Origin of the sequence: Aedoeadaptatus nemausensis (assembly GCF_903819165.1) — a bacterium.
GTDB classification, from domain to species: domain Bacteria; phylum Bacillota; class Clostridia; order Tissierellales; family Peptoniphilaceae; genus Aedoeadaptatus; species Aedoeadaptatus nemausensis.
Genome location: NZ_CAIJCS010000016.1, coordinates 115,491 through 130,748, shown reverse-complemented (window position 1 = coordinate 130,748; position 15,258 = coordinate 115,491). Strand labels below are relative to the sequence as shown.

Below are 15,258 nucleotides of genomic sequence, written 5' to 3'. Positions count from 1 at the left end.
CTTTCGGACGTTTGTGATTAGCCTGAGTTTAGATTACAGACCGTTTACGATGTTAATCGGTTTTTCACCGTCTTCGATACGCTTCATATTGTCATAGGACCATTGGCTCATACGCATGAAGGAATCGTCGGTGGTTCCGGCAATGTGAGGCGTAATGGAGAAACGTGCCAAGCCGGTTTCGTTTAAGCTGAATAAGGGGTCGTCATCCTTCGGGGGTTCCGGAGCGATAACGTCCATTGCGACGTAGATTTTACCTGCGTTAAGGGCTTCTGCAACATCGGCGTTGTTCATTAAGTCACCGCGCGCTACGTTTACGATAATAGCGTCTTTTTTCATTTTATCGATGGCTTCTTTGTTGATCATGCCGCGAGTAGAATCGAGTACGGGTACGTGGTAAGAGATAATGTCGCATTTTTCGTAGATTTCGTCGAGAGTAGCGTATTCTACGCCGTATTCTTTTTCGAAGTCTTCTTGACGGACAACGTCATAGTAGTACATTTTGCATTCGAAGGGTTTTAACAGTTTTGCAGCTTCGTGACCGATAGCGCCGAGGCCGATAAGACCGACGGTACGGGAACCCATTTCGACTTGTCCTTTTTCGGTGTATTCTTTGTAGCTTTCTCTAAAGCCTGCTGCACCGTTTTGTTTGATCTTCATGTCGGCTTCGGGCATTCTGCGAAGGCTGGTCAACATGTGGGTAACGGCAAGTTCTGCTACGGGGCGAGCGTTGACGCCGCGGTTGTTACATACGTAGATTCCCTTTTCTTTAGCTGCTTCAAGGTCGATTTTGTCGAAGCCTACGCCTAAAGATTGGATAAGTTTTACATTTTCCAATTTGTCGATGACTTCTTTACGGATATAGTCTACGGGTCCGCAGTGGATAACGTCTGCATCTTTACATTGTTCGACTAATTCTTCGTCGCTGCAGGGGTAGTTGATGTATTGGTAGTCCCATTCAGCCGGTCTTTCCACGCCGAATTTTTCAACATAGTTCTTGTTACAGGTACTTCTGATCTTTAACATTTTGTCCTCCTTTTTCAGAACCCTTCTTTTTTTCAGTGAAATAGTTTTCCTACACCTAACAGTTTAACCGGCTCCCTTTTTGGGAGCGGTTAAACAATTTATATACACGGACCACCGTATATAACTTAGAGCATGTCTGCAAAAGTTTGTAATGCAGTCTTAGCTTGTTCGAAGCTGACCATTTGTTGGTCTACTTCTACCATATTCAAGAGGATGTTTTCTTTTTGAAGATCGTCGCGAAGGATCGGGTAGTCGAATTCGTCGGTGTCGCTGAATTTCGTCATTAAGTAGATGACGCCGGCAGCTCCCGATTCTTTCACTTTTTTCGCGATAATCGGTCCTCTTAATTTCTTTTCGTCGAATACGAAGGTGTTGCCTTCGATGTCGGCGAAAGCTTGTGCCAATGCGTGAAGGGGGTTGCCCGTTCCTTCTTTGACTTGTGCTTCGTATTGTAAACTTTCGTGGAGTACGTTGTCGTCTACGATGCCGAAGTTGAATTCTTCGAAGATTTTAAGGATGTCTTCGGAGTTTACGAGAATACCGGTCGTAACGACTTTTTTACCTTTGAAGTCCTCTTCGGGCATTGCCTTAAGGGCTTCGTTGATTTCCTTAACTTTCGCAAGGTGTTCATCTTTTGCGTAGCAGTAAGCACTTGCAAAGACGCGGTTGCGAAGTAAAGGCGTAATGCTATTTAAGTGTTTAGCTGCCAAGGCGTTAAATTCGAGCATAGCTTTTCTATGTTCGTTGTAAAGCTTAATCGCTTCTTCGATAGCGTCGTCGGAAATGTCTTTTCCGGCGATTTCAGCGAGATTATCTTTTAAGTGGCCGAATTGGCGAGCGTTGTATTCGATACCCGCTTCGATCTTACGGTTTTGGCCGTAGGGGATGTAGAGCATGGGTACTTGGGGAATAGCCCGTTTCCAGTTTTGGCTGAAACCTTTTAAACCGTCGCTCAAGTTGGTAATGACCATACCGGAAAGTTTGTCCAATTTGCCTTGAAGACCTAAGTCCATGGTTCTCAAGATAATGGATGCGTAGAATGCCGGGAAGTATTCCTTAGCTTCTACGACTTCACCTTCGGCGCCCCAAACGGTAACGGGTACGAGGCCTGCTGCGTGAATGATTTCTTCGGGAACGACGCCCGGAGCGGAAATACCGATTACTTTTTTGCCTTCATCCACATAATGGTCGATGGCTTTTAATACATCTGTATTTAATGATTGAATAAGATCTACCGCTGTCACTTTTATGCCTCCTTAGATTTCTTTTGTTTGTTGGCTTCCATAACTTCGATAAGGCCTTGAACACGTGTGTCGTATTGTGCCTCGGAGAAGTTTCTCGGGTCGGCTTGGTCGCCGTCGAAGGTTGCCGTGGGGAGGCCGGTCTTTTCTCTGAAGTCTCTTTCCATTTCGTAAGAAATAGCACTCCATTGTTTGCAGGAACGGTTGATGTGAACGAGCATGCCGTCGACATTGTTGTTTTCCGCAAGTTTCAAGCGCATATCGAGGGAACGTTCGTAGCTGATGGCGTTCGGTGTTGCGCAATAAGCTTCCATAAGTTCTCTCGTGTTGTCGTAAACGTAACCGAATGCATCGGCATAAACGGTACCGACGACGTTGACGCCTTGACCTTGAAGGCCTTTATAGGTGTGACGTAGATGAGGCCAGCAAGCGATACCTTCGAAAATGATGCGGTATTTTTCTTCGCCCTTAAAGCCGGATTCGCCTTTTTTAACTTTTTCGTCGAATTCTTCAGCTAAGCGTTCGAATGCGATAGCCGATTCTAACTTACCTCTCGCACAAACGGCAACGGCCATGTGGTTGAAAATGTCGAATCCGCTGAAGGGAGAGGGAGTGTATTTGGAATAAGATGTAGCGTCGAGCCATGCTCTACCGGTTCTGGCGGAGATATCCATGACTTCTTCGAATTTTTCTTGATCCCATTTTTTACCGGAAATTTCTTCCAGTTGTTTAATAGCCACGTCGAATTGTCCCTTTAAGTAATCTACGCGGTCGGATCCGGCTTCGTATTCGTTGTTGTAGGGAACGTCGATCATGATAAAGGGTACATCTAAATCTCTCGCGAGGTTTTCATACCATTTGATCATGCAGTTACAAATATTGTTACAGCATGCGACAAAGTCCGGTTGCGGCATGTTGAGTTCGGGAATATCGGTTTCTTCCGTGTACGCCATGGAGATTCTGGCGTAAGCGCAGATGTCGTTGGAGTAGCCGTTGTCTTCCGCTACATTACACATTCTTTCCCCGCCGCCTTTAGCTGCTACAGCTGCCGCGTGGTTTTCCGGATAAACGACCTTAATGTCCAATGTTTCCAGAATTTCTTGGGGGAAGTTCGATGCACACCAACCTACAGGTTCACCGGCTTCTTTTGCCGCCATGGCGTCTTTATAGCCTTGGCCGGCGATCATGCCGATCATTTTTGCAGGCGGCACATCTTTATATTGCTCTCTTATTTGGGCTTCTCTTTCTTTTAACGATTCTTTAGACATACTCAATCCTTCCTTAACTCTGTTTTTTACATTCTTCAAAGGCATAGAGTGCGGCGCCGAAGGCACCTGCTAATTGCGAATCCTTTGAAACTTTAATTTCGCAGTCCAACTCGTTTTCCAATGCACGTACAATTCCGGGGTTTTTAGAGACGCCGCCGGTCATGGCGACGGGCTTTTTCAAGCCGACGCGCCGCGCAAGACCTGCGACTTTAGTAGCGACGGAAGCATGAATACCGCGCACGATGTTCGGGATGGAAATATCCTTTGCCAGAGCCGAAATAACTTCCGATTCCGCAAAGACCGTACAGGTCGAGCTGATAGAAGCTTTTTCCGTAGCCTGTGCATCCAAATCTCCCAAATCATCAATACTTACATCTAAGACATTGGCCATAACTTCGAGAAAACGGCCGGTGCCTGCAGCACATTTGTCGTTCATTAGGAAGTTTTGTAACATGCCGTCTCGAATGGCCAGCGCCTTAATATCTTGGCCGCCGATATCGACGATGGTGCCGATATCGCCGAAGAGATAAACTCCACCCTTTGCGTGACAACTTAATTCGCTCATGGTTTTATCGGCATCTTTAAAAGAGTTTCTGCCGTAACCTGTGGCGACGATATAGTCTATCTCTTCGCGCTTTACCCCGGTTTTATCGAGCACTAAATCGATTACCTGTTTGGCACCTGTCGTTCCGGCGCCAAGACTTACCACTTCTTTTGCTAAGACATCTTCTCCGTTTTTCAAAATTACAGCTTTTGAAGAGGTGGAGCCGATGTCGATGCCCATGGTTATAATATCCACTTTTCCATCCTTACTAATTAAAACTTAAACTATTTGTCTTCCCATTCGTAAGCGATTTTGCTTTCGTAAAGCTCGTCGATCTTCTTGTCGTCGTAGCCGAGTTCTTTAAGAATTTCGGTGGTGTGTTCGCCGATAAGGGGACCCTTTTCATAGGGAGTCTTGCCCATTTCGGTGTAGCGCACCGGTTGATTGACGAGGATACGTTCGCCGCTCGGGTATTCCATCTTGCGGAAGCAGTCGTTAGCCCATGCTTGTTCGTCTTCGAGAATTTCTTCCCAGTTTTGAGCGAGGGCGAAGGGAATGTCCGCATCGGTTAAGATTTCTTTCCACTCGGCGTAGTCCTTCGTTCCGAAACGTTCCATAATGGCGTCGTACAGATCGGGACCTAATTTGTTTTCGATCAGGTTTTGAACCGGGAAGTATTTATCCTTGTCGTCGCCTAAGAATTCCGTAAGACCCAGAGCGGTCATGAACTTTTCGAAGTAAGTGTTGTAGTCCGGCATACAGGTTTGTACGTAGCGGTCATCTTTACTTCTCCAGCAAGCCAAGAAGGGGTTCGGAGATTCTTTAATATTGATCGGGTATTTTTCGCCGTGATCGGTATATTGAGCTGCTTGAACCATCATGCCCATGTTGAAAACTGCCGTTTCAAATAAGCTCGTTTCAACCTTTTCGCCCTTACCGGTCATTTTTGCGTGGTAAAGAGCGGCTAAGATACCGGCGGCAAGGTTCATACCGACGTTGTGGTCGCCTACGCCCGGTACGACGTTCATGGGGACGCCGTCACGTTGTCTTAAGGTTTCGAGATAACCGCCACGTGCGAAGAAGGCTGTAAAGTCGAAACCGGGAAGGTTTCTGTCGGGGCCGAATTCGCCGTAACCTGTACACATACCGTAGACAAGTTTCGGGAATTTCTCCTTAAGTGTTTCGTAGTCGAGGCCTGCTTTTTCCAATGCTCTCGTACGCCAGTTCGTAATTAACACATCGGCATCTTCAAGTAACTTAAAGAGGACTTCTTTTCCTTCTTCCCCGCGGGTGTCGATGGAGATACATCTCTTGTTTCCGTTTTCAAGTTCCCACGTCGTGTTTTCATGCATATCCAAAGGTCTTCCTTCAGAAGGAGCGGTGTAGCGTAAGGGGTCGCCGCCGGAACGTTCAACCTTAATTACATCTGCGCCGAGGTCAGCTAAAAAGCGACCGGTGGTTGCTGCTGCGATGAAAGTAGCCAATTCGACAACTTTCACACCTTCTAGAAGTTTTTTGCTTTCTGTCATCTAATCCATCCTTTCAAGTCACGCTCTGCCTGGGCAGAAGAAGTGTTTGACAAAACTAATACTTAACAATTCAGCTACTCGAAAAAATCTGAAAACTCCGGGTCCTCCACGACCATTTCGTGCACCGTATTGATGTGAATGTCCGTCGCCGATAGAGCGGCTTCGAGATCGTTTGATTTCACGGCTTCCAAAATTTTCTCGTGCTGATCGACGAGCGTCGCCAGGTAAACGCCGCTGTCGACGTAAATATTACGCCAGCGCGCAATGTGAAGAAGATGCTGGTCCAGTAAATGAAGAATGTCTTCGGAATCATTTCCTGCGAGAATGTAGTTGTGAAACTGTTCGTCCAAGAGACGGAAGTTTTCAACGTACTTCTTCTCGCCGACAAACTCGCGCTGCGCTTGAAGATTCAGCTCCATCTTCTCGATGATGCTCTCTCTCGGAAGAGGCCCCGTCATAAAACGCCTCAAAACTTCTTTTTCTACTGCTGCGCGGATGAATAACGCCTTTTGTATGTAGTTTAGGTTCACGAGGCTGACATAGGTTCCCCTTTGTGGATACACCTTCAAAAGATTGCTTTCAACAAGTCGTGCAAAGGCTCCGCGAACGACGGACCTTGAAACATTATACTCGGTGCTGACGGCGTTTTCGCTGAGTTGCATTCCGGGATAAAGAGAAAGGTCGATAATTCGCCGGAGCAAGTCGTCGTACAAAGCATAAGAGTTCATCTTCATTTCTACACTTGTCTCCTTCTTGTGTACTAGTCTACTATTTTGGAAAAACAATTGCAAGAACATTTTATAAAAATTAACAAACGAAGTTTTTCCCAAAATATACTTTGTTAATATCTTTGGAGTCCTGTTATTTACACATTTATAACCCTTCCTTAACTTTTTGTATATTCTTGCCCTTCCATTAGTAGTACGTGAAATAGTTTTCCTTGTTTTTTTATTGTTTTGTATCTGCAAATCCTTTTTCTCAAAAATAAATCGTTTGTTTTTTTACATTTTTACTTGATAATTTTTTATTTTGTAGTAAAGTAATTCTTGTATACTAGTATTCATAGCCACGTGGCGCTTAGTAAAATAATTTCTGCGTCCCGTTTTTCCGGAGGTTTTGATGGACTATTATAAAACGATCGGCTGCATGCCTTTTGAGTGGAGAAATAAACATCCGCAAAATGTCGCCATTATTCACAAAAATAAATCCTATACTTACGAAGATTTACATAATATTTCCCTTTCCTTTGCCGCCTACTTTGCCACGAGCGGCGTGAAACGAGGAGATCATGTTCTGATTATGGGGAAAAATTCCGCCGACTGGCTCTTCGCCTTTTTCGGCCTGCAAATGCTCGGCGCCGTCACCGTCCCCGTCAACCCCTCCTACACCACCTCGGAAATCGCTCAGATCATGGACATCGTCGGAGCGAAGTACGTAGTAACCAACGAATTTCACGACTATGCGCAGCAGATAAAAAATATCCACAAAATATCGAAAGAGTATACGGTTCTCTATACAAATCGGGGCTATCAGTACTCCCATCTGCTTACTCTTAAAATTCATAACCAACCGGAAGATGTGGCCTGCATCCTCTTAACCTCCGGAACCACAGGGGTTCCGAAGGGCGTGCAACTCACTCATATTAATCTTTTACATAATGCCGCCAAAGTGTCCGAAATCATGGGCTGGAACGGCGGGGATAATTTCTTACTGAGCGTTCCCCTCTTCCATTGCTTCGGCTTGTCCGCCACCACCCTTTGCGCCTTAATGGCCGGCGCAAAGCTCACAATTTTGGACAGCACAAAATCCTCCCACTTACTGGCGAGCATCGCTCAATATCACATTACAGTCTTTAACGGCGTACCGGCCCTGTTTCTCGTGGCCATGCGCCACAACGACCTCGGCCACTACGATCTGTCCTCTCTCCGCTCCGGCATAGTGGCAGGCTCTCCCCTAACGGCACGGGAATATCTGGCCATTAAAGAAGGCTTCGGTATGAAGCACCTGACCCAATCTTACGGCCAGACGGAAACTTCCCCCGCCATTACGGTGGTCCGTCCGAGCGAAGACGACGAAACTGCATCGGTAAGCGTAGGTACGGTGATCGACGACTGCGAAATCGCCATTGTCGACAACGATCGCAAGCCCCTTCCCGTAGGTGAGGCGGGCAATATCGTCGTGCGGGGAAAAAATGTGATGAAGGGCTATATTAACGGCAAAAATACCTACACGGAAAAAGACTGGCTTTGCACCGGCGACATCGGCCTTCTCGATGAAAAGGGCCATCTCTACATTTCCGGCCGCACGAAGGATATTATTATTCGCGGCGGCGAAAATATTTCCGCCATCGAAATCGAAAATGTCGTCAAAGAATTGGACTATATCGATCAGGCACGGGCCTTGGCGCAAAAAGATCCCATTATGGGCGAGGAAGTTTGCCTAAATGTGTCCCTGAGAGACGACCGAAATTCGAAAGAAGCTGAAGAGGCTATTCGCAAACACTTAGCGGAAAGGCTCGTGCGCTACAAAATGCCGAAATACATCGTCATTCACGACGCCCTCCCCGCTAACGGAACGGGGAAAATCGACGACAAAGCCCTGCTCTGTTGGATGAAGCAGCATTTGCGTTAATCAAAAAGAGATCCCTCCGGGGATCTCTCTTTTTATGCTCTTAAGTTCATTGTCTCTTCTCTGAAAATACGGGGATCCATTTCGATGAGCTCCTCGCTCACAATGGGCGCAAAATCCATTTGATCCAAAATATCTCTTTGGATGTCGATTCCCGGGGCAATTTCTGTAATCATCAGTCCCTTTTCCGTGGGCTTCATGACGCAGCGATCGGTGATAAAGGTAATGTCCTGTCCTTTTTCCAGTCCGTAAGCTGCGTTAAAAGTGGTCTGTTCGATAGACTTCATAAACTTTTTACGCGACCCTTCCCGCTCGATAACGAGCTTTCCGTCTCTTACTGATTCCACTAGACCGCCGGAGGTTAGAGTGCCTACGAAAAACACTCGCCTCGTAGGCTGAGAAATGTCGATAAAGCCTCCGCAGCCGGCAAAGCGCCCGCCGAAATGGCTCACATTAATGTCGCCCATGGGGTTTACTTCGGCGAAACCTAAAAAGGCGCTGTCCAATCCGCCGCCATTGTAAAAATCAAACATTTGGCTCATGGGAAAATTAGCGTCGGCGTTAAGAGCCGATCCGAAATTCGGTCCCCCTAAGGGAATGCCGCCTAAAATGCCGCACTCCAGGGTCAAAGTAATCTCCTCGCCCATGCCCTCTTCATTGGCGACGATGCCCACTACCTCGGGCATGCCATAACCTAAATTCACCACATCTCCCGGGCGGATTTCCATGGCCGCTCGACGGGCGATGATCTTTCGCTCATTTAAGGGAAAGTGACTTTCCGGCTTGGCGGAAACCTTCACGTGGCCGGCAATGGCCGGGTCGTAAAAATTCGCCACCGTTTGGCGATGGGTCTTCTCCGGATCCTCGCATAAAACCACGTGATCCACCAAAACTCCGGGAATCACCACGTCATTTCGATCTAAAGATTTGGAGTCGGCGAGGTATTTTACCTGGACGATTACCTTGCCGCCGCAGGCCTTCGTCGCCATGGCGATCTCCCGCGCGTCGATAATATTGGATTCTTCCTCCATGGTAATATTACCCTTTTCATCGGCGGTAGTGCCCCGAATAATGGCCACGTCGAGGGATGGTGCCTTGTAAAATAAATACTCCTCCCCCGCCACTTCCGTCAGCTCCACCAAATCTTCCGTGGTGATATCCGTAAGCTTTCCGCCGCCCCGGCGCGGATCGCAGAAAGTGTGGAGGCCAATTTTTGTAAGTACGCCCTTTTGACCTGCGGAGAGAGCCCTGTACATTTTCGACAAGACCCCTTGGGGGAAATTATAGGCCTCGATGGCGTGATCCAAGGCCTGAGCTTCCAGCCTGCGATTTCGCGCAAAGTGGCCGGTCATGTAGCGCTTCACCATGCCCGGGTGGGAAATTTCCATAATCCCCTCGTCGCCGTTATTTCCCGTACCTGCCGCCTGAAGAAGGGTCATATTCCGCGGCGCGCCCTCTTCCAGAAACCGCTCGCCGATAGCGCGCAAAATCGCGCTGGGAGTCGTGGCGAGTAAAAAACCGCTCACGGCAAGGGTGTCGCCATCTTCAATAAGCTTGGCAGCTTCCGCCGCCGTGATTCTGTTCATAAAAAACCTCCGGTCTTATTAATCTTAAGTATTCAGTCATTTTAAGTGTAACGGAAGAGAGAAAAATGTCAATTCGCAAATCTCGAACAAAAAAAGATGCCGGCAATGCCGACATCTGCTGTGACCAACTATATGCTATTCTTTTGCCTTCATCATAATCGTCCAAGGCGATTCCGTAATCAAGACGCCGTCCTGATTGACGAGGCGCGCTTCGAAGTTCACGATACCTCTTCCCGGTTTGGACGAATGCTTCACCTCGACCGGCTCCACTTCCAAGTGGACCGTGTCGCCGATACGAAGGGGGCTCTTATAACGAATGGTGAGCTCTAAAAAGGCGATGGTAGTGCCGTCGAATATGCCGAGCATATTAGATAGCCCTGTCATAATCGATGCGCCGAGCATGCCGTGGGCGACCCGTTCTTTAAAGGGTCCGGTTTTGGCAAACTCGTCATTAGTGTGCAATACATTGAAGTCTCCCGAAAGGCCGGCGAAGTTTACTACATCGGCCTCTGTAATAGTTCTTCCTTGTGAAACATAAACCTTCCCGATTTCAAATTCTTCTAAATACAATCCTTTAGGTTCGTAACTCATAGCTCCTCCTATTCAAACCGGGCGGGGCGTTTTTCGCGGAAAGCCGCCATTCCCTCTATTTGATCCGGCGTGCCGAAGATCGTGGCGTTCATGGCATTTTCGAGGGCGATTCCGCCGTCCAATGTCATATCCAACCCTCGATCCACCATTTCTTTGGCCATGGCCACCGCGGTCTTTGAGTTTTTCACAATGGATTTTGCAAGCGCCATGGCTCTGTCCATTAAATCCTCCGGCGCTGCCACTTCGAGAACGAGGCCGAATTCTTTCGCCCTATGAGCGTCGATAGTGTCGCCGGTTAAAAGCATGTACATGGCGTTCATTCGCCCGATGACGCGGGGCAAGCGTTGAGTTCCGGAAAATCCCGGTGTAATGCCGAGGCTTACTTCGGGAAAAGCCATCTTCGCTTTTTCCGATGCGATACGGAGATCGCATGCCAGGGCAAATTCTACGCCTCCACCGAAGGCGTAACCGTTAATAGCGGCGATGGTGGGGATGCTCATGGTTTCGATGCGGCGGAAGAGATCTTGTCCTTTTTTCGAAAACTTCGCCACTTCCATACCTCGTAAGTTCTCCATCTCTTTCGTATCGGCGCCGGCGATAAAAGCCTTCTCCGCTCCCGTAAAGATAATGGCGCGGACATCTTCTCTCTCGATGCGGTCGACGACCTCTTCGAGAGCCTCCAACATCTCACTGTTAAGGGCGTTCATCGCTTCCGGTCGATTAAAGATTACGGTGGCGATGCGCTCTTCTATTTTTAAATCGATCATGCAAATCGCTCCTTAAGATTCATTAGATTATCTTCAAAAATTGAAAGGTCCATGGTCTTAACATCGTCCGCCACGACGGGATCAAATTCCATTTGATCGATAATATCCTTTTGAATATCCACGCCCGGCGCCACTTCCGTAATGACGAGACCTTTTTCCGAGGGCTTCATAACGCAGCGATCGGTAATGAAAGTCACGTTTTGTCCGTTTTCCAAGCCGTAATCGGCACTGTAAGTGATTTGGTCCAGAGACTTTAAGAATTTCTTACGCTTACCTTCCTGCTCGATAATAAGCTTTCCGTCTTCTATCCGTTCTTTCAAACCGCCGGCCGTAAGAGTACCGCAGAAATAAATATTTTCAGTAGATTGGGAGATATCGATAAAACCACCGCAACCGGCTATACGATCGCCGAATTTGCTGACATTAATATCTCCCTTACTGTTGACTTCGGCAAAGCCCAAGAAGGCACAATCCAGTCCGCCGCCATTATAGAAGTCGAATTGCTGATTCATGGGAAGGCCTACCATGGCGTTAACCGCCGAACCGAAGTTGGCGCCTCCTAAAGGAATGCCGCCGATCATGCCGTCTTCCAGAGTAAGGATAATCTCGTCGCCGAAGCCTTCTTCATTGGCGACGGTTCCTACTACCTCGGGAATACCGATGCCCAGGTTAACTACATCTCCCGGACGGAGCTCCATGGCGGCGCGTCGAGCGATAACCTTACGTTCATTTAGAGGATAGCTCGCGCTCTGTTCCATAATGACACGGCTTTGCCCGGCGATGGCCGGATCGTAAAAGTTTGCCGGCGTTTGACGATGTTTCGTTTCCGGTTGCTCGCTCAATACGACGTAATCGACAAAGATGCCCGGAATGATGACGTCGTTGCGATTAACGGATTTGGAATCGGCCAAATATTTTACCTGAACGATAACCTTTCCGCCGCTCGCCTTTGCCGCAATGGCGATTTCCCGCGCATCGACGACTGAGGACTCTTCTTCGAAGGTGATATTGCCCTGCTCATCGGCGGTGGTGCCGCGAATAACGGCTACATCGATTTTCGGTGCTTTGTAATAAAGGAATTCTTCGCCGCCTACTTCCAGAAGTTCGACTAAATCCTCCTTCGCTGCGGAATTGATCTTCCCGCCTTCCAGACGAGGATCGCAGAAAGTTTTCAGACCCACTTTTGTGATGTCGCCGTTAAAGCCGGAGGCGATGTTGCGATACATTTTAGAGACGACCCCTTGGGGGAAGTTATACGCTTCGACTTCGTTGGCATTCGCTTGATCGATCAGCCGCTGATTATTGGCAAAGTGGCCGGTGATATAGCGCTTAATCATGCCGGGATGGGAAATTTCGTAAATCCCCTCGTCGCTATTGTTCCCAATACCCGCCGCTTGAAGAACCGTCAGGTTTTTCGGGCTTCCCTCTTCTAAAAAGCGTTCGCCTATAGCGGTTAAAATCTCGGAAGGCGTGGTTTGGAGAAGAAATCCCGATACGATCAGACCGTCCCCATCACGTATCAGTTCAGCCGCCTGCTTTGCATTAATACGTTTCATTGTACATCCTTTCTATTTACTTAAGATTTAAAGAATACCCATAAGACCCAGACAGAGGGCCGTGATCAAACCGCAGAGCGGTACGATACAGGTGGCAATAAAGATGCCCGGGTATCCTTCCTTAAACGAAAGTCCCGCTACCATTAAGAAAGTTACATTGGGGCCTGCGTGGGGCAGAGAGTCTAAAACGCCGGCCGCAATAGCGCAGACGCGGTGTAACAGTTGAGGTTCGATGCCCATACTTAAGAAGTTTTGGCTCATGGAGTCCATGAAAATCGTAATCCCCGCAGAAGACGATCCCGTAATCCCCGCAATAATATTGACCGCAAGGGCCGCCGAAATGAGAGGATTAAACGCGAGTCCCGTGGCGAAGTTTACGAAAGCTTGGAACGCGGGTACGAGACGAATGGCTCCTCCGAAGCCGACGACGGACGATGTATTCATAAGAGCGTTGATGGAGCCTTCACTGGCCATACGGATCGATGTCTTGGGATCTTCGAGACGTTTATAGAAAAGAAGATAGGTGACGACGGCGCCCGCTAAGAGAGCGATAACGACAGAATAAATAGGGTCGATGTCGATGCCTGCAAAGCGTACACCTAAAATCGTACCGACAATGACAATAATGGGGATAATGGATAAGCCGAAAGGAGGCAGATTTTCCATTTGTTCAGCGGAAATACCTATTTGCTTGTCTTTTTCTCCCAGTTCAAACTTTTCGCCGTTGGCCTTTAACTTTTTAATGTAAGCGTTAAAAATAATAACGCCTACTGTAAACATCACGATAGATGCGCCGATACCTACGAGAGGAGCGGCTGTGGTCGTCGTACCCAGATATTTCGTAGGGATAATATTCGTAAGGGCCGGAGAGCCGGGAAGAGCCGTCATCGTAAAGGAACCTGCACCCAGTAAAATTGCTCCGGGGATAACGCGCTTCGGTATATCCGCCTCCTGAAAAAGAATGAGCGCAATGGGATAAATCGAAAAGACTATGACGAATACGGAAACACCGCCGTACGATAAGATAACCGACGATAAGACGACGATTAAAAAAGCGTGTTTCGCGCCGAAAGTATCCGTAAGCTTTTTAGCTATGGCGCTGGCCGCGCCGGATTTCGATAAAAGCTCCCCTACTAATGAGCCCAGTAAAAACATAATGAGATAACTTGCGATAAATCCGGTCATAGCAGGGGCATAGCCTTCCATAAAACCGGGCCAAATGTCGAAACGGTTGGTAATAAAAATAATTAATGCTGCAAATAAAGACACCGGCAATGCGTGAAAGCCTTTAAAGACTAAAACGATAAGCACAGCCAATGCGAGTAGTAAACCAATAACTCCCATTTTGCACTCCTTTCATATATAAAACGAAAGCATAGATTCTGACGACGAAGCTTTAAAAACGACTTTTTTATAACAATCGATGTAAAAAAAGTTAGCCATTTGTTTTTTATAGCATTTTTTACTTCTCTTGTTTTTTGTTTTTAAATATTTTATACTTCGTTCTGAAAATATCTTATCAAGCTATGTTCGTTATTAAAAAGACATAAATGTAATCATTTTCATAACCTAAAGTTATCGTATAATGGTGGTTAAGGAGGACTTATGATCGATCTACAGAAACTCGCTTATTTTATCGCCGTCGTCGAAAACAATTTTAATATTACCAAGGCGGCGCAGGAGCTGTTTATTTCCCAACCGGCCCTGAGTAACGCCATTCGCTCTATGGAAAAAGAAGAAGGAGTGGCACTCTTTATAAAAAACAAGGGACGTTATACGGAGCTTACCCCGGGCGGCCGTTATTTATATGAAGAAGGCAAGCTACTTTTGCGTCGTCACGAAAAAATGATGGGGCAACTCCATCGCATAGGAAATCATTTTACACGGACCGTTAATATTGCGGCGCCTCCCTTTTTATTGCGCAGCTATCTTTCCTCTATTTTATTTTCCCTTCAGGAACAGTACCCTCAAGTGGAATTTGTTTTTTCAGAAACGAATCAGGAAGGCTTAAAAGAGGGTCTGCTAAATCAAAAAATCGATTTGGGCCTGATGACGGAGCCCACAGATTATAATAATGTGGGAATTTCTAAAATTCCCGTGGATCATTCCAAATTTGCCGCCATTCTCTCTAAGAACCATCCCCTTGCAAACAGAGAGTTCATCGACTGGGAAGACATCGCCCACTACCCCCTTTCCATCCCCAGCGACAAATTCTCCACCTATTACTTAATCCAAAACGCCCTGCATTCCAGAGAGCTCGAGGCCCACGTAGTCCTCACAGGATCCGTATGGGACTTTCAGGTCACCACCTTAATCGGCACCGATTACATCAGCCTTATGCCCGAACGCATTCGCAATTATTTTACGAAGGAAATGGTTGAAAATTTAATCATGGTACCCGTGCGGGAATCCATCGAGTGGACCGTGGTATGTTGCGAAAACATTGCCGTGGAAAATCCTGCTATTATTAAAGAAATACGTAAATTCATCATCGACACCATTCGATCTATGGAAGAGTAAAAAAG

13 protein-coding genes are annotated in these 15,258 nt (G+C 47.2%); 2 read left to right on the top strand and 11 right to left on the bottom strand.

Features of this window, described 5'->3' with window-relative positions:
- Positions 1–33: 33 nt before the first annotated feature.
- The 6 genes from PEPTYR26121_RS04150 to PEPTYR26121_RS04125 all read right to left on the bottom strand — a co-directional run bounded on the left by PEPTYR26121_RS04150 (position 34) and on the right by PEPTYR26121_RS04125 (position 6,339).
- Complete coding sequence (locus tag PEPTYR26121_RS04150; protein ID WP_180499519.1) at positions 34–1,023, bottom strand: 2-hydroxyacid dehydrogenase; 990 nt, start codon at positions 1,021–1,023, stop codon at positions 34–36.
- A 125-nt stretch (positions 1,024–1,148) separates the two neighbouring features.
- Entirely contained in the window at positions 1,149–2,267 is a 1,119-nt protein-coding gene (locus PEPTYR26121_RS04145; protein ID WP_180499517.1) for a 2-hydroxyacyl-CoA dehydratase subunit D, read from the bottom strand.
- A 2-nt stretch (positions 2,268–2,269) separates the two neighbouring features.
- Positions 2,270–3,532, bottom strand: coding sequence for a 2-hydroxyacyl-CoA dehydratase subunit D (locus tag PEPTYR26121_RS04140; RefSeq protein ID WP_281359982.1), 1,263 nt, complete (start codon positions 3,530–3,532; stop codon positions 2,270–2,272).
- 13 nt (positions 3,533–3,545) lie between these two features.
- Positions 3,546–4,331 carry an acyl-CoA dehydratase activase gene (locus PEPTYR26121_RS04135; protein WP_281359981.1) on the bottom strand — a complete coding sequence of 262 codons (786 nt, stop codon included), beginning with the start codon at positions 4,329–4,331 and terminating at the stop codon, positions 3,546–3,548.
- Between the two features lie 29 nt (positions 4,332–4,360).
- Positions 4,361–5,605, bottom strand: coding sequence for a CaiB/BaiF CoA transferase family protein (locus PEPTYR26121_RS04130; protein ID WP_180499515.1), 1,245 nt, complete (start codon positions 5,603–5,605; stop codon positions 4,361–4,363).
- A gap of 74 nt (positions 5,606–5,679) precedes the next feature.
- A complete protein-coding gene (locus PEPTYR26121_RS04125; protein WP_180499513.1) occupies positions 5,680–6,339 on the bottom strand; it encodes a GntR family transcriptional regulator in 660 nt (219 codons plus the stop codon).
- 385 nt (positions 6,340–6,724) lie between these two features.
- Between PEPTYR26121_RS04125 and PEPTYR26121_RS04120 the strand changes: the two genes are divergently transcribed.
- A complete protein-coding gene (locus tag PEPTYR26121_RS04120; RefSeq protein ID WP_180499511.1) occupies positions 6,725–8,236 on the top strand; it encodes a class I adenylate-forming enzyme family protein in 1,512 nt (503 codons plus the stop codon).
- Between the two features lie 32 nt (positions 8,237–8,268).
- Here the strand turns inward: PEPTYR26121_RS04120 and PEPTYR26121_RS04115 are convergent, their stop codons facing one another.
- The 5 genes from PEPTYR26121_RS04115 to PEPTYR26121_RS04095 all read right to left on the bottom strand — a co-directional run bounded on the left by PEPTYR26121_RS04115 (position 8,269) and on the right by PEPTYR26121_RS04095 (position 14,077).
- Positions 8,269–9,819: an acyl CoA:acetate/3-ketoacid CoA transferase gene (locus PEPTYR26121_RS04115; protein ID WP_180499509.1), complete on the bottom strand. Its 1,551-nt coding sequence runs from the start codon at positions 9,817–9,819 to the stop codon at positions 8,269–8,271.
- Positions 9,820–9,954: 135 nt separating this feature from the next.
- A complete protein-coding gene (locus PEPTYR26121_RS04110) occupies positions 9,955–10,410 on the bottom strand; it encodes a MaoC/PaaZ C-terminal domain-containing protein (RefSeq protein ID WP_180499507.1) in 456 nt (151 codons plus the stop codon).
- A gap of 8 nt (positions 10,411–10,418) precedes the next feature.
- The gene (locus PEPTYR26121_RS04105) at positions 10,419–11,177 is read right to left on the bottom strand and encodes an enoyl-CoA hydratase/isomerase family protein (RefSeq protein WP_180499505.1); all 759 of its coding nucleotides are present in this window, start codon (positions 11,175–11,177) and stop codon (positions 10,419–10,421) included.
- A complete protein-coding gene (locus PEPTYR26121_RS04100; RefSeq protein WP_180499503.1) occupies positions 11,174–12,733 on the bottom strand; it encodes an acyl CoA:acetate/3-ketoacid CoA transferase in 1,560 nt (519 codons plus the stop codon). The genes PEPTYR26121_RS04105 and PEPTYR26121_RS04100 overlap by 4 nt, the downstream gene beginning before the upstream one ends.
- A 27-nt stretch (positions 12,734–12,760) precedes the next feature.
- Complete coding sequence (locus tag PEPTYR26121_RS04095) at positions 12,761–14,077, bottom strand: GntP family permease (RefSeq protein ID WP_180499501.1); 1,317 nt, start codon at positions 14,075–14,077, stop codon at positions 12,761–12,763.
- A gap of 261 nt (positions 14,078–14,338) precedes the next feature.
- Here PEPTYR26121_RS04095 and PEPTYR26121_RS04090 point away from each other — a divergent pair, with 261 nt between their 5' ends.
- Positions 14,339–15,253 carry a LysR family transcriptional regulator gene (locus tag PEPTYR26121_RS04090; protein ID WP_180499499.1) on the top strand — a complete coding sequence of 305 codons (915 nt, stop codon included), beginning with the start codon at positions 14,339–14,341 and terminating at the stop codon, positions 15,251–15,253.
- The last annotated feature ends 5 nt before the right edge of the window (positions 15,254–15,258 follow it).

Bases quoted from the DNA above. Each gene is read 5' to 3' on its own strand.
- PEPTYR26121_RS04150 (WP_180499519.1), bottom strand. From the start codon at position 1,023: ATGTTAAAGATCAGAAGTACCTGTAACAAGAACTATGTTGAAAAATTC.
- PEPTYR26121_RS04140 (WP_281359982.1), bottom strand. From the start codon at position 3,532: ATGTCTAAAGAATCGTTAAAAGAAAGAGAAGCCCAAATAAGAGAGCAA.
- PEPTYR26121_RS04130 (WP_180499515.1), bottom strand. From the start codon at position 5,605: ATGACAGAAAGCAAAAAACTTCTAGAAGGTGTGAAAGTTGTCGAATTG.
- PEPTYR26121_RS04125 (WP_180499513.1), bottom strand. From the start codon at position 6,339: ATGAAGATGAACTCTTATGCTTTGTACGACGACTTGCTCCGGCGAATT.
- PEPTYR26121_RS04120 (WP_180499511.1), top strand. From the start codon at position 6,725: ATGGACTATTATAAAACGATCGGCTGCATGCCTTTTGAGTGGAGAAAT.
- PEPTYR26121_RS04115 (WP_180499509.1), bottom strand. From the start codon at position 9,819: ATGAACAGAATCACGGCGGCGGAAGCTGCCAAGCTTATTGAAGATGGC.
- PEPTYR26121_RS04110 (WP_180499507.1), bottom strand. From the start codon at position 10,410: ATGAGTTACGAACCTAAAGGATTGTATTTAGAAGAATTTGAAATCGGG.
- PEPTYR26121_RS04105 (WP_180499505.1), bottom strand. From the start codon at position 11,177: ATGATCGATTTAAAAATAGAAGAGCGCATCGCCACCGTAATCTTTAAT.
- PEPTYR26121_RS04100 (WP_180499503.1), bottom strand. From the start codon at position 12,733: ATGAAACGTATTAATGCAAAGCAGGCGGCTGAACTGATACGTGATGGG.
- PEPTYR26121_RS04095 (WP_180499501.1), bottom strand. From the start codon at position 14,077: ATGGGAGTTATTGGTTTACTACTCGCATTGGCTGTGCTTATCGTTTTA.
- PEPTYR26121_RS04090 (WP_180499499.1), top strand. From the start codon at position 14,339: ATGATCGATCTACAGAAACTCGCTTATTTTATCGCCGTCGTCGAAAAC.